The sequence below is a fragment of the Pseudomonas sp. IzPS59 genome (assembly GCF_014863505.1).
Lineage (GTDB): Bacteria > Pseudomonadota > Gammaproteobacteria > Pseudomonadales > Pseudomonadaceae > Aquipseudomonas > Aquipseudomonas kribbensis.
The window spans coordinates 3,218,069-3,231,324 of record NZ_CP062251.1 but is presented as its reverse complement, the minus strand read 5'-3'; the positions used below and the strand labels follow the sequence as shown (position 1 = coordinate 3,231,324).

At 61.9% G+C, this 13,256-nt stretch carries 14 protein-coding genes; all 14 read left to right on the top strand.

Going from position 1 to position 13,256, the window contains the following annotated elements; translation table 11 throughout:
* Positions 1-7 precede the first annotated feature (7 nt).
* The 14 genes from IF189_RS14420 to IF189_RS14355 all read left to right on the top strand — a co-directional run bounded on the left by IF189_RS14420 (position 8) and on the right by IF189_RS14355 (position 13,254).
* A complete protein-coding gene (locus IF189_RS14420; protein WP_134826962.1) occupies positions 8-889 on the top strand; it encodes a CoA transferase subunit A in 882 nt (293 codons plus the stop codon).
* Between the two features lie 12 nt (positions 890-901).
* A complete protein-coding gene (locus IF189_RS14415; protein WP_192551761.1) occupies positions 902-1,696 on the top strand; it encodes a CoA-transferase subunit beta in 795 nt (264 codons plus the stop codon).
* 24 nt (positions 1,697-1,720) lie between these two features.
* Complete coding sequence (locus IF189_RS14410; protein WP_192551760.1) at positions 1,721-2,593, top strand: enoyl-CoA hydratase; 873 nt, start codon at positions 1,721-1,723, stop codon at positions 2,591-2,593.
* A gap of 2 nt (positions 2,594-2,595) precedes the next feature.
* Positions 2,596-3,663, top strand: coding sequence for an NAD(P)H-dependent flavin oxidoreductase (locus tag IF189_RS14405; RefSeq protein ID WP_192551759.1), 1,068 nt, complete (start codon positions 2,596-2,598; stop codon positions 3,661-3,663).
* An 11-nt stretch (positions 3,664-3,674) separates the two neighbouring features.
* Complete coding sequence (locus tag IF189_RS14400) at positions 3,675-4,430, top strand: enoyl-CoA hydratase family protein (protein WP_192551758.1); 756 nt, start codon at positions 3,675-3,677, stop codon at positions 4,428-4,430.
* A gap of 10 nt (positions 4,431-4,440) precedes the next feature.
* Entirely contained in the window at positions 4,441-5,607 is a 1,167-nt protein-coding gene (locus tag IF189_RS14395) for an acyl-CoA dehydrogenase family protein (RefSeq protein ID WP_192551757.1), read from the top strand.
* A 10-nt stretch (positions 5,608-5,617) separates the two neighbouring features.
* On the top strand, positions 5,618-6,673 hold the full coding sequence (locus IF189_RS14390) for an acyl-CoA dehydrogenase family protein (RefSeq protein ID WP_134826957.1): 1,056 nt from the start codon (positions 5,618-5,620) through the stop codon (positions 6,671-6,673).
* A 24-nt stretch (positions 6,674-6,697) separates the two neighbouring features.
* Positions 6,698-7,846 (top strand): acetyl-CoA C-acetyltransferase, encoded by a 1,149-nt coding sequence (locus IF189_RS14385; protein ID WP_192551756.1) that lies wholly within the window; start codon positions 6,698-6,700, stop codon positions 7,844-7,846.
* Positions 7,847-7,871: 25 nt separating this feature from the next.
* The gene (locus IF189_RS14380; protein ID WP_192551755.1) at positions 7,872-8,747 is read left to right on the top strand and encodes an SDR family oxidoreductase; all 876 of its coding nucleotides are present in this window, start codon (positions 7,872-7,874) and stop codon (positions 8,745-8,747) included.
* A gap of 270 nt (positions 8,748-9,017) precedes the next feature.
* The gene (locus IF189_RS14375; protein ID WP_192551754.1) at positions 9,018-9,686 is read left to right on the top strand and encodes a GntR family transcriptional regulator; all 669 of its coding nucleotides are present in this window, start codon (positions 9,018-9,020) and stop codon (positions 9,684-9,686) included.
* Positions 9,687-9,765: 79 nt separating this feature from the next.
* Positions 9,766-10,572 carry an ABC transporter substrate-binding protein gene (locus IF189_RS14370; protein WP_192551753.1) on the top strand — a complete coding sequence of 269 codons (807 nt, stop codon included), beginning with the start codon at positions 9,766-9,768 and terminating at the stop codon, positions 10,570-10,572.
* A gap of 11 nt (positions 10,573-10,583) precedes the next feature.
* Complete coding sequence (locus tag IF189_RS14365) at positions 10,584-11,360, top strand: amino acid ABC transporter permease (protein WP_085709894.1); 777 nt, start codon at positions 10,584-10,586, stop codon at positions 11,358-11,360.
* A gap of 2 nt (positions 11,361-11,362) precedes the next feature.
* Positions 11,363-12,142, top strand: a complete 780-nt coding sequence (locus IF189_RS14360) for an amino acid ABC transporter ATP-binding protein (protein ID WP_119428152.1) — start codon at positions 11,363-11,365, stop codon at positions 12,140-12,142.
* Between the two features lie 20 nt (positions 12,143-12,162).
* The gene (locus tag IF189_RS14355) at positions 12,163-13,254 is read left to right on the top strand and encodes a polyamine ABC transporter substrate-binding protein (RefSeq protein ID WP_192551752.1); all 1,092 of its coding nucleotides are present in this window, start codon (positions 12,163-12,165) and stop codon (positions 13,252-13,254) included.
* Positions 13,255-13,256 lie beyond the last annotated feature (2 nt).

The window sequence follows — 13,256 nt, the reverse complement described above, 5'->3', positions numbered from 1 at the left end:
TACGACGATGGACAAGCGAATGACCACGGCCGAGATGGTCGGCCAACTGCGTGACGGCATGACCATCGGCATCGGTGGCTGGGGCCCGCGACGCAAGCCCATGGCACTGGTGCGGGAGATCCTGCGTTCCGACCTCAAGGACCTGACCGTGGTCGCCTATGGCGGCGCGGATGTCGGCATGCTTTGCGCGGCCGGCAAGATCCGCAAACTGGTGTTTGCCTTCGTGTCGCTGGATTTCATCCCGCTGGAACCGTACTTCCGCAAGGCACGTCAGGACGCGGCGCTGGAAGTGATGGAAATCGATGAAGGCATGCTCCTGCTCGGCCTGCGTGCCGCTGCGATGAAGGTGCCGTTCATTCCCACGGCCGTGGGGCTGGGCACCGATGTGCTGCGGCACAACCCGCAGATCAAGTTGATCGACTCGCCTTATGCCGACAACAAGCAATGGGTCGCGATGCCGGCGCTCAAGCTTGATGCGGCGCTGATTCACGTCGATCGCGCCGATACGCGCGGTGTGTGCCAGATCAGCGGTCCCGATCACTACATGGACGACTTGCTCGTCCGGGCTGCGACCCACAGCTACGTAACCTGTGACGAACTGGTCGACAGCGACTACTTCCATGCCGATCCGGCGCGGGCGCATCAGGTGTTCTGGGAACGCAACCTGACCACCGCCGTGGCGCACGTGCCGGGCGGTGCGCACCCGTCTTCCTGCGCGCCGCTGTACGGCTTCGATGTAGCGCATTTCAAGGCCTACAACGCGTCGGCCCAGGCTGGCGAAGGCTGGCAGGACTACATCCGCAACTATGTCGACTGCACCCACGAACAGTACCTGGACAAGGTCGGCGGCCTGAACGCCATCCGCCAGCTTCCTCTGCCGGTCTACTAAGCGAGCCTAGACATGACGACTTCTGCAACGACTTACAGCCTCGCCGAGCTGATGATCTGCGCCGCTTCCGAAGCCTGGCGCGATGACGGCGAGGTGCTCGCCACCGGGATCGGGGTGATTCCGCGACTGGCGGCTTCATTGAGCATGCTGACCAGCAATCCGCAGCTGCTGATGACTGACTCCGAGGCCTACATGGTCGCCGAGCCTGTGCCGTTGGGTGCACGCAACGGCTACGAGCCAAAGCGCGACAGCTGGATGGGCTTTTCGCGGATTTTCGACAACGTCTGGAGCGGCAAGCGTCATGCGCTGGTGGGTCCGACGCAAATCGACCGCTTCGGCCAGGCAAACATTTCCTGCATCGGTGATTACGCCAAGCCCAAGGCGCAAATGCTCGGCGTGCGGGGCTTTCCCGGCAATTCGATCAGCCATGCCAACTCCTTCTGCGTGCCCAGCCACAACCGTCGGGTGTTCGTCGAAGGCGAGGTCGATATGGTCGCTTCGGTCGGCTACAACCCGGCGCGTCTGGCCCGGGGCTGGTCGCTGGACGAGATCGATATCCGCTTGATCGTGACTGATCTGTGCGTGCTGGATTTTCTCGGCCCGCAACGGCAAGTGCGCATCCGTTCGCTGCACCCCGGTGTGACCGTCGAGCAGGTGCAGGACAACACCGGTTTCGAGCTGCATGTGCCACAGGATTGCCCGACGACAGCGGCACCCACGGTTGAACAGTTGCAACTGATCGGGCGTCTGGACCCGCATAACCTGCGTGCCAGCCAGCTCAAAGACAACCCGCCGGGCCAGCGCTGAGTCGCACCGTTTCGGAGAAAAGTGATGGCTGAACATAACGATAATAATGCCGCCGACGTGGTGCTCTATGAGGTGCGGGGGGAGGTGGCGCTGGTCACCATGAATCGCCCCGAGTACCACAATGCCCAGAACTCGCAGATGACCTACGCGCTGGACGCGGCATTTCGCCGTGCCTGCGATGACGACGAAGTGAAAGTCATCGTGCTGCGCGGCGCCGGCAAGCACTTTTCCGCCGGGCATGACATCGGCACGCCGGGGCGGGACGTTCACAAGACGTTCGACCGCGCGAGCCTCTGGTACGACCACACCAACAAACCCGGCGGCGAGTTTCTCTACGCCCGGGAGCAGGAAGTCTATCTGGGCATGTGCCGGCGCTGGCGCGACATGCCCAAGCCGAGCATCGCCATGGTCCAGGGTGCGTGTATTGCTGGCGGGTTGATGCTGGCGTGGGTCTGCGACCTGATTGTGGCCAGTGAGGATGCGTACTTTGCCGATCCGGTGGTGCGCATGGGCATTCCCGGGGTCGAGTATTTTGCCCATGTGCATGAACTCAATCCGCGCATCGCCAAGGAATTTCTGTTCCTCGGCGAACGCATGCCGGCGGCTCGCGCCTACCAGATGGGCATGCTCAATCGGGTGGTGGCTCGCGAATCCCTCGAACAGGAAACCCTCGAGATCGCCGGGCGCGTCGCCCAGATGCCGCGCCTGGGCCTGCAATTGAGCAAGCAGGCGGTGAACAACGCCGAGGACCTGATGGGCAAGCGCGCGACCATGGACATGGTCTTCGGTCTGCACCATTTCGCCCATGCCCACAATGAACTGGTGTCCGGCGACCGGCTCGGGGGCTACGACGCCAAGGCCATGGCCAGCTCGCAACGCGCGACGGGTGGGGCGTGAATATGGCGATCTCTTTGAATACCCGGCTGACCGAGTTGCTCGGCTGCCGTTATCCGATCATCCAGACCGCGATGGGCTGGGTGGCTGACCCGAAACTGGTCGCGGCCACGAGCAATGCCGGCGCCTTCGGTTTTCTCGCCGGCGCCACCATCGAGCCGCAGCACATGGAGGCCGCGATCCTCGAAACCCGGCGCCTGACCGATCAGCCATTCGGGGTCAACTTCCATATGTACCAGCCCAACGCCGACGACATCGTCGAGTTGGTGCTACGCCACAAAGTGCGGGCGGTCAGCTATAGCCGGTCGCCCGGAAAACAGATGATCCAGCGCCTGAAGAATGCTGGTGTCGTGTGCATTCCCACGGTTGGCGCGCTGAAACACGCGCAGAAAGCCGTGGAAATGGGCGCCGACGCCGTCACCGTTCAGGGCGGCGAGGGCGGGGGGCATACCGGTTCGGTGCCGACGTCGTTGCTGCTTGATCAAGTGGTCAACGCGGTGTCGGTTCCGGTAGTGGCGGCCGGCGGTTTCAAGGACGGCAGGGGGCTGGTGTCGGCCCTGGTCTATGGCGCCGAAGGTATCGCCATGGGCACGCGGTTTCTGATGTGTGCCGAAAGCCCGGTGCCGGCGCAGACCCTGGCGCGTTATCTGGCGATCAAGGACCCGGCGGCGATTATCGTCAGCCGCGCCATCGACGGCATGCCGCAACGGATGATCCGCAACGAACTTCTCGACCGACTGGAAACCAGCGGCGTGTTCAAACGCTGGGTGCTGGCGGTGCGCAGCGGTCTGGCTTACCGCCGCCACAGCGGCATGAGTTTGACCCAGTTGCTTTCCAGCGCTCTGAAAATGCGCAGCAGCGGAGACCTGACTGCCGCGCAAAGCATCATGGCCGCCAACGCGCCGATGGTCATCCAGAAAGCCATGGTCGACGGGCTGCCGGCCGAAGGTGTGTTGCCTTCGGGTCAGGTCGCGGCCTCCATCGACAGCCTGCCCAGCTGTGCCCAATTGATTGAGCAGATCGTTCGTGACGCCGAATTGCGTCTGGACGAACTCTGCCGTCGCGTGTCGTGAAAGGAAAAAGCATGCATCCATTCAGCGTCAGTATCGATAACGGCATTGCCGAACTGGTGTTCAACCAGCCGCCGGTCAACGCCTTCAATTGCCGTACCTGGGCCGATATCGCCCGTGAAATCGAAGGCCTGGGCACCGACAACCGGGTGCGGGTCATCGTGATCCGCGCCGAAGGTCGCGGCTTCTGCGCCGGGGTCGACATCAAGGAACTGGCCGCAGACGGCAACCTGATCGTGGCGGTCAACAAGGGCAACTACGACAGCTTCAAGGCCATTCACCGCAACCCGAAACCGGTGATCGTGGCGGTGCACGGTTTTGTGCTCGGCGGTGGCATCGGACTTTGCGGCGCTGCCGACATTGTCGTGGCCTCCGAGTGCGCGACTTTTGGCGTGCCCGAAGTCGATCGCGGCGCCATGGGCGGTGGCGCGCATCTGCAGCGGCTGTTCCCGGTGCAGAAGGTCCGGCACATGTACTTCACCGGTGAGCCGATCAACGCGACCGAAGCCTGGCGCCTCGGGGCGGTGGAACGTGTGGTCAAGCGCGAAGACTTGCGCGAAGCCGCGTTGCAGATCGCCCGCACCATCGCCGCCAAGAGCCCGGCCATGATCAGCCTCGCCAAAGAGGCGCTGAACGGCGTCGAGGACGGCAATCTGGAAGACAAGTATCGCTGGGAGCAGGGCTTCACGCTTGAGGCTTATCGCTCACTGGATTCACAGGAAGCACGGGACTCGTTCATCGAGAAACGTGATGCCCGGTTCAACGGCTGAAGGTGCGCACATGGATCTGACTTATACCCCGGCCCAACAGGCCTTCCGCGCCGAAGCGCGCGCGTGGCTGACGGCCAACGTGCCGCGCGAGCCGCTGCAATCATTCGACACCGAGCAAGGTTTTGCTCAACACCGCGCTTGGGAAAACCGCCTCAACGACGGGCGCTGGGGCATGGTCACCTGGCCGGTCGAGCTGGGCGGGCGCGGTTGCGACTTGATCGAGTGGCTGATTTTCGAGGAAGAGTATTACCGCGCCGAGGCGCCTGCACGGGTCAACCAGAACGGTATCTTCCTGCTCGGCCCGACGCTGATGGAGTACGGCAGCGAAGCCCAGAAAGCGCGCTTTCTGCCGCGCATGGCCACCGGTGAGGATATCTGGGCCCAGGCCTGGTCCGAGCCGGGGGCGGGCTCCGACATGGCGGCGATCCGTTCGCGGGCTGAACGAGTCGGCGATCACTATCTCATCAACGGCCAGAAGACCTGGTCGACCCGCGCGGTATGGGCCGACTGGGTGTTCGGGATCTTCCGCACCGACCCGAACTCCCAGCGTCATCATGGCCTGACGTTCATTCTTCTGCCGCTGGATACGCCGGGGATCACGGTACGGCCGATTCCGCAGCTGAACGGCTTGCCGGGCTTCGCCGAGATCTTCTTCGACGACGTCAAGGTCCCGGTGGAAAACGCACTGGGCGGCGAGGGCATGGGCTGGCATGTGGCGATGTCCACCGCCGGTTTCGAACGCGGCTTGCTGCTGCGTTCGCCTGCACGCTTTCAGGAAACGGCCCGGCGTCTGGTGCAGCTGTATCAGGCCAATCGCGAGCAGGCCGACCGTGACCCGGCGATTGGTGAGGCGGTGATGCGCGCCTGGCTGGACGCCGAGGCCTACACCCTCAACACCTACCGCACCGCCTCGCAACTGGTGCAGGGCGGCAAGATCGGGCCGGAATCCTCGACCAACAAAATCTTCTGGTCGGAACTCGATCAGCGCATGCACGACACCGCCATGAGCATTCTCGGCCTGCGTGGCGAGCTGTTGCCCGAAGCCCCGGCGGCGGGCGATGTCGGCCACTGGCTGGAAGGTTTTCTGTTTGCCCAGGCCGGGCCGATCTACGCCGGCACCAACGAGATCCAGCGCAACATCATTGCCGAACGCATGCTCGGCATGCCGCGTGCTTGAGGAAGAGACCATGGACTTTAATTTCAGCCGCGACCAACTGCTGTTCCAGGACAACGTCAGGCATTTTCTGATCAACGAGGTGACGCCGGAACGCATTCGCGAACTCTGGCAGACCGAGAGCGGGCGCAGCGATGAGCTGTGGGCGCAATTGGTCGAGCTGGGGCTGACTGCGCTGACCGTTCCCGAATCGTTTGGTGGGATGGGCATGAACGAGCTGGACTTCGTGCTGCTCGCTCAGGAATGCGGGTATGCCGGGCTGCCCGAACCGCTGGTGGAGACGATGCTGGTCGGCGTGCCATTGCTCGCCGGACTTGATGAGCGCCACGGGGCACTCAAGCAGGACTGGCTCGGGCGTATCGCAGAAGGCAGCGCACGACTGGCGGTTGCCGAACCGGGCAATCCGCTGGTCAGCGATGCCCATGTCGCCGATCTGCTGTTGCTGGCCCATGGCGATGAAGTACATGCGGTCGAACCGGGTGCGGTGCAGTTGACTCGCAACGTGTCGGTCGATCCGGCTCGGCAACTGTTCCAGGTCTCCTGGATTCCGTCGCCCGCGACCTGCGTGGCCTCCGGCGAACAGGGCCGGCGACTGTGGGCGGAGGCGGTTGATCGTGGTGCGCTGGGCAATGCCGCGCAGATGTTGGGGCTGGCCAAACGCATGGTCGATCTGGCGGTGGACTACACCTTCGAGCGCAAACAGTTCGGCAAACCGGTGGGGTCGTTTCAGGCGGTCAAGCATTTGATGGCGAATGTCGCGGTGCAGATCGAGTTCGCCAAGGGGCCGCTGTATCGCGCGGCCTATGCTGTCGCCGAACAGCAGCCGAACCGCTCGGTGCTGGTGTCCCACGCCAAACTGGCGACCTCCGAGGCCGCCATGCTTGCCGCGAAAAACACCATTCAGGCCCACGGCGCCATGGGCTACACGTGGGAAGTCGATCTGCATCTGTTCATGAAACGCGCCTGGGCGCTGGACAAGGTCTGGGGCGATCGCGGTCTCCACAAAGAACGCATCCGCACAGCCTTGTTCGACGGTCGTTGCGCACTGGGTGCCGGCCAGACGTTCTGACGGCACCACTTACCGAGAAAAATCATGCCTGAAGCTTATATTGTCGACGCCCTGCGCACGCCTACCGGGCGGCGCAAGGGTGGTTTGAGCCATATTCACGCGGCCGATCTGGGCGCCCATGTTTTGCGTGCGCTGGTCGAGCGCAACGGCATTCCCGACGAGGATTACGACGACGTGATCTTCGGCTGCGTCGATACGATCGGCCCGCTGGCCGGGGACATCGCCCGCACCAGTTGGCTGGCTGCCGGACTGTCGCAATCCGTGCCCGGCACCACGATCGATCGCCAGTGCGGCTCGTCCCAGCAAGCGGTGCACTTTGCTGCGCAAGCGGTGATGAGTGGCACCCAGGATGTGGTCATCGCGGGCGGCGTGCAGACCATGACGCAGATCCCGATTTCGTCCGCCATGATCGCGGCCGAGCCTTTGGGCTTCAGCGATCCGTTCAGCGGATCCGAAGGCTGGGTGCGGCGCTACGGCGCGCAACCGCCGACCCAGTTTCGTTCGGCGCAGATGATTGCCGAGAAGTGGGGATTGTCTCGCGAGCAACTGGAAGCGTATTCGCTGCAGTCCCATCAGCGCGCATTGCACGCCATCGAAGAGGGACGGTTTCTGCGGGAAATCGTGCCGCTGGCCGACGTGGTTCACGACGAAACACCGCGTCAGACCAGCCTGGCGAAAATGGCCGAGCTGGATTTTCTGTTTGGCTGCGACCGGGTGACGGCGGCGGTGTCCAGTCAGACCTGCGATGCGGCGAGCGCGATGCTGATCGTGTCCGAAGCGGCACTCAAACGCTACGGGCTGACGCCGCGCGCGCGAATCCACCACCTCAGCGTACGTGCCGAAGACCCGATCTGGATGCTCACCGCGCCAATCCCGGCCACGGCTTATGCATTGAAGCGCGCTGGCATGAAGCTGGAAGACATTGATCGGGTCGAGATCAACGAAGCCTTTGCCTCCGTCGCCATGGCATGGTTGAAAGAAACCGGCTATCCCCACGAACAGACCAACGTCAACGGCGGCGCGATTGCCCTCGGCCATCCGTTGGGCGCCACCGGCACGCGTTTGATGTGCAGCCTGTTGCATGAGCTGGAGCGCAGCGGTGGCCGCTTCGGTTTGCAGACCATGTGCGAAGGCGGCGGGCAGGCCAACGTGACCATCATCGAACGTTTGTGAATGAAGTTTTGAAGGGAGCAGCACCATGCAGATCTGTAAAAACCGCGTCGTGATCATCACCGGTGCCGGGGGAGGGTTGGGGAGGGCGTATGCGCTGGCGTTCGCCGCCGAGGGCGCGAAAGTGGTGGTCAACGACATCAACCGTGAGGCCGCACTGGCGGTGGTGGATGCCATCGAATCCCAGGGTGGCAGGGCGGTGGCCAACAGCAACGACATCACCCGTTATGACGATGCGGCGCTGATCGTGCGCCAGGCGATCGAGACCTTCGGCGGGCTGGACGTGGTGGTCAACAACGCCGGCATTTGCCGTGATCGCATGTTCACCAGCCTGAGCGAATCCGACTGGGATGCGGTGATGGCGGTGCACCTCAAGGGGCATTTCTGCATATCCAGCCACGCTGCGCGGTACTGGCGTGAGCAGGTAAAGGCTGGCCAGACCGTGAGTGCGCGGATCATCAACACCAGCTCCGGTGCCGGTTTGCAGGGTTCTATCGGTCAGTCCAACTACGCGGCAGCCAAGGCCGGCATCGCCGCGCTGACGCTGGTGCAAGCGGCAGAACTCGGGCGCTATGGGATTACCGTCAACGCCCTAGCCCCGGCCGCGCGCACCGGCATGACCGAAGAGGTGTTTGCCGACGTCATGAAAAAACCGGAGGAGGGCTTCGACTACTTTGCGCCGGAGAACGTCGCGCCGCTGGTGGTGTGGCTCGGTTCGCAGGAGTCCACGTCGGTGAACGGGCAGATGTTCGAAGTGGAAGGCGGCAAGCTGTCGATTGCCGATGGCTGGCGTCGCGGGCCGGAGCTGGACAGGCAGGGTCGTTGGGCCGTGGACGAAGTCGGCGGGGCGGTCGCGCAATTGCTGAACCGGGCGGTGCCAGCTGCAAAGGTGTATGGCAGCTGAGATTCGGGTTCCTGGCACTCGTCTGCTGTTATGGCAGGCGAGTGTGCTGCCGTTTCCATGGGTGTTACTCAGCTACCGTTTTGCACCTTTTCCGGGCTCGCAATGAGCCAATAGGTAGCAAATCCCGATCTTCGTGCGTGGTTGTGCACGGCGCAATTTCTCCTTAATTCATCCGAATCAAACGCTTGGCGGAGTGCAGCAGGTTCTGGCACGCATTCTGCTTTTATGTATCCGTGGATAATTGGATACAAAAAGACAAAAGGTGCCGCCATGCAATTCGCTCCCGCCTACGACCAGCGCCAACCGATGACCGCCGAGGAGGAGGCCTACAACTTTCTTCTGGAAGGTATCTGCGGCGGTCGTTACCGCAAGGGTGACCGGCTGATCGCCGAGGACATCGCCGGTGAAATCGGCATGAGCCGGATGCCCGTGCGTGAAGCCTTTCGCCGTCTCGATGCACAGGGCCTGGTGACGCTGCGGCCCAATCGCGGTGCGATTGTCAGCGGTCTGGATGTCGAGGAAATGCACGAAGTCTTCGAGATGCGCAGCGCCCTGGAGGGGCTGGCGATTCGGGTGGCGGTGCCGAAGATCGGCGAGCGCCAGTTGACGGCCCTGGAACGACTGCTCGATGAAATGGATGACTACCGCGACGAAAGCGCGGAGTGGGTCAGTCGTCACCGCAAGTTCCATGAATACCTGTGCAGCCTCAGCGGAAGACCTCGTTTGGTGAAACAGATCAGCGCGCTTTACTCGCTGATCGAAGCTCCCATGCGCCTTTGGCTACAACACGGTGAAAAGCCGTTGAGTGCACGCGAGGAACACGTGGTGATCCTCGATGCGATTCGCGCCGGCGATGCAGTCAAGGCCGAAGCGGTGGTGCGCGAACATATCGAAGGCACGGTCCCCGAGCTGATCAAGTTCCTGCAATCGGAACGATAACCACAGAGCGGGCAACGAACCCGCCGATGTTTTGACTTTGAGTACTGCCCCGTTACTAACCGAACTGGAGTGTCTGGTCATGCATACGTCTCGCCTGTTGTTGGCTGCAATTTCCCTGGGGCTCTGTACGCAGTGGGCGGTTGCCGCACCCACCGTGCCGGAGCGTTTGCTCAAGGTCGACAAACTCACCTATTGCTCGGGCATGGATTCGCCGCCTCTGGTTTCCTTCGATGAAGCGCAAAAGCCAAAGGGCCTGACCGTCGATCTGGGCCTGGAAGTTGCCAAGCGTCTGGGGGACAAGAAAGTCGAGTGGCGGGTGATCCCGTTTTCCGGATTGCTGCCAGCGTTGCTGGCCAAGCAGTGCGACATGATCGTCGACCAGTTGTTCGACAAGCACGAGCGCCGCGAGGTGATCGACATCGTCAACTACATGTATTCCAGCCAGGCGGTGGTAGTGCCCAAGGGCAATCCGAAAGGGCTCAAGACGCTGCCCGATCTCAGCGGGCACAAGATTGCGGTGCTCAACGGGTCGACCATCAAGACCTTGCTCGACACCGAGAATGAAAACCTGACCAAGGCCGGCAAGCCACCGATGAAACTGGTGGTCTACAACACCGACACCGATGCGTTCCAGGCGCTGCGCATCAGTCAGGTCGACGCTTACGGCACCACAGTGGAAACCGCCGGATATTACGCCGCCATGGCTCCGGACCTGTTCGAGGAAGGCGTTCCGGCCTTCAGCCGGATTCTCACCGGCCTGGGCATTCGCAAGGACGATCCGCAATTGAGCGCCGCCGTGCAGCAGGTGATTACCGACATGCGCAGCGATGGCAGCTACAACCAGCTCCTGAGTAAATGGCACGTCTCCAGCGACACCCTTGATTGAGGTAGGCGTTGATGAATTTCAATTGGGATGTGTTCTGGCAGTACCTGTTACAGCCCAGCGGGGTCTACCTCACCGGGCTCTGGCTGACGTGCCTGATCAGTGTGCTGGCCATGTTATTGGGTTGTGTTTTGGGATTGGCGGCGGCGTTGCTGCGTTTATCGAAGAACCCGCTGCTGCATCTGCCGGTGCGCTTTTATGTGTGGCTGATGCGCGGGACGCCGCTGCTGGTGCAGATCGTCTTTCTCTATACGGCGCTGGCGGCGGGCGGGATTTTCCGCTTCGAAGACATCGAGCTGTTCGGTCTGGTGGTCCCCGGCAATATCCAGGCTGCGATCATCGCCTTGGGTCTGAACGAAGGCGCGTACATGGCCGAGATCATTCGCGCCGGTATCGGCGCCGTCGACAAGGGGCAATACGAAGCCGGACGCTCGCTGGGCATGACCTTCGCCAAGCTGATGCGCCGGATTGTCTTGCCGCAGGCGTTTCGGGTCATCGTGCCGCCGCTGGGCAACGAGTTCAACGTGATGCTTAAAAACACCACGCTGGTCAGTGTGATCGGTGTGCAAGAGTTGCTACTCAGTACGCAGATGGTGACTTCGGCGACCTTCCGGGTGTTCGAGTTATACCTCGTGGTGGCGATCTATTTCCTGTTGCTCACGACGCTGTGGGGCTTCTTCCAGCGCTGGCTGGAAACACGTTTCGGCCAGTCGGACCGACCTTCGTCGCCGCCGCCGGCATCCAGCCGGATGTTCGGTCGCAGCACACTGAAACTGCTGAGGGGACGTTAACCATGGCGCATCAAAGTGACGAACTGATCATCGAAGCGCTGAACATTCACAAGTCGTTCGGCAACCTCGAAATTCTCAAGGGCATTTCCCTGCAAGTCCGGCGCGGTGAAGTGGTGGTGCTGATCGGCGCCTCGGGCTCCGGCAAAACCACGTTTATCCGCTGCATCAATTTGCTGGAAGACATTCAGTCCGGGCAGATCCGGGTCAACGGGCAGTCCATGGGCTATCGCACGAAGGCCGATGGCAGCCTAGTGCGGGATTCGGAACGCAATATTGCCCGTCAGCGGCGGGACATCGGCATGGTGTTCCAGCGCTTCAATCTGTTCCCGCACATGACCGCGCTGGAAAACATCATCGAAGCACCGATTCAGGTGTTGGGTGTGCCGCGCAAAGCGGCGGAGGAACAGGCGCGGGCGTTGCTCAAGCGTGTCGGACTGGCCGAGAAGGCCAACCATTACCCGTCGATGCTTTCCGGTGGCCAACAGCAACGGGTGGCGATTGCCCGGGCTTTGGCCATGAAGCCCCAGGCGATGCTGTTCGACGAGCCCACCAGCGCCCTTGATCCGGAAACCGTCGGTGAAGTCTTGCAGGTGATGAAGGAATTGGCGGAGGAGGGCATGACGATGGTGGTGGTCACCCATGAAATGGGTTTTGCCCGTGAGGTCGCGGACCGTGTGGTGGTGCTCGATCAAGGTGAACTGATCGAGCAGGGCCCACCGGAACAGATTTTCAGTCACCCCTCTCATCCCCGTACCCAAGCCTTTCTCAGCCGCGTGCTGTGAGACTCACAAGGAAATTGACGATGCGTTTATCGAGCGTGTTTGCGGCCCTGTACTGCGCTGCCGTGGTGCCCTTTACTCAGGCTGCCGACCCGGTAGTGAAGGTCTATAACTGGTCCGACTACATCGGCCCCGACACCCTGAAAAACTTCGAGAAAGACAGCGCCATCAAGGTGCAGTACGACATCTTCGACACCAATGAAATGCTCGAGGCCAAGCTGCTTTCCGGGCACTCGGGGTATGACGTGGTGGTGCCTTCCAGCCAGTTTCTGTCAAAACAGATCCGGGCCGGTGCCTATCAGCCGCTGCAGCGTGAGTTGCTGGATAACTGGAAGCACCTCGACCCGCGTCTGATGCAGCGTCTGGAAGCGGCCGATCCGGGCAATCGTTATGCCGTGCCTTATATGTGGGGCACGGTGGGCATCGGCTACAACGAGGAGAAAGTCCGCGCGGTGCTGGGCAAGGACGTGCCGCTGGATTCCTGGGCCATGGTGTTCGATCCGCAGAACCTGTCCAAGCTCAAAAGCTGCGGCGTGGCCTTTCTCGATGCTCCGGTGAAAATCATTCCTCAAGCCATGCTTTATCTCGGGCTGGACCCCAACAGCGTCAAGCCGGACGACTACAAGCAGGCGTCGAAATTGCTGATGTCCTTGCGGCCGTCGGTGACTTACTTCAACTCATCGAAGTACACCGCCGACCTGGCCAATGGCGATATTTGCGTGGCGATCGGTTACTCCGGCGACGTGATGCAGGCCCAGACCCGGGCTCGCGAGGCCGGGAAAAACATCGATATCCGCTACGTCATTCCCAAGGAAGGCGTGAACCTGTGGTTCGACATGCTGGCGATCCCCAAGGATGCCGGCAACGTGGCCAACGCCCATGCCGTGATCAACTACTTGCTGCGACCCGAAGTGATTGCGTCGGTCAGTGACTACGTCGGGTATGCGAACCCGAACAAGGACGCCACGCCGTTGATGGATCCCAAGGTCAGCGGCAACCCGGGGATCTACCCGGGCGATGAAGTGATCAGTCACACCTTTGTCTCCGCCGATCTGCCGGAAAACATCCAGCGCCTGATGACCCGCGAATGGAACCGGATCAAGTCCGGCCAATGAAT

Coding starts and splice junctions, on each gene's coding strand:
- IF189_RS14410 (WP_192551760.1), top strand. CDS start 1,721: ATGGCTGAACATAACGATAATAATGCCGCCGACGTGGTGCTCTATGAG.
- IF189_RS14360 (WP_119428152.1), top strand. CDS start 11,363: ATGGCGCATCAAAGTGACGAACTGATCATCGAAGCGCTGAACATTCAC.
- IF189_RS14390 (WP_134826957.1), top strand. CDS start 5,618: ATGGACTTTAATTTCAGCCGCGACCAACTGCTGTTCCAGGACAACGTC.
- IF189_RS14395 (WP_192551757.1), top strand. CDS start 4,441: ATGGATCTGACTTATACCCCGGCCCAACAGGCCTTCCGCGCCGAAGCG.
- IF189_RS14380 (WP_192551755.1), top strand. CDS start 7,872: ATGCAGATCTGTAAAAACCGCGTCGTGATCATCACCGGTGCCGGGGGA.
- IF189_RS14355 (WP_192551752.1), top strand. CDS start 12,163: ATGCGTTTATCGAGCGTGTTTGCGGCCCTGTACTGCGCTGCCGTGGTG.
- IF189_RS14375 (WP_192551754.1), top strand. CDS start 9,018: ATGCAATTCGCTCCCGCCTACGACCAGCGCCAACCGATGACCGCCGAG.
- IF189_RS14420 (WP_134826962.1), top strand. CDS start 8: ATGGACAAGCGAATGACCACGGCCGAGATGGTCGGCCAACTGCGTGAC.
- IF189_RS14385 (WP_192551756.1), top strand. CDS start 6,698: ATGCCTGAAGCTTATATTGTCGACGCCCTGCGCACGCCTACCGGGCGG.
- IF189_RS14400 (WP_192551758.1), top strand. CDS start 3,675: ATGCATCCATTCAGCGTCAGTATCGATAACGGCATTGCCGAACTGGTG.
- IF189_RS14415 (WP_192551761.1), top strand. CDS start 902: ATGACGACTTCTGCAACGACTTACAGCCTCGCCGAGCTGATGATCTGC.
- IF189_RS14405 (WP_192551759.1), top strand. CDS start 2,596: ATGGCGATCTCTTTGAATACCCGGCTGACCGAGTTGCTCGGCTGCCGT.
- IF189_RS14365 (WP_085709894.1), top strand. CDS start 10,584: ATGAATTTCAATTGGGATGTGTTCTGGCAGTACCTGTTACAGCCCAGC.
- IF189_RS14370 (WP_192551753.1), top strand. CDS start 9,766: ATGCATACGTCTCGCCTGTTGTTGGCTGCAATTTCCCTGGGGCTCTGT.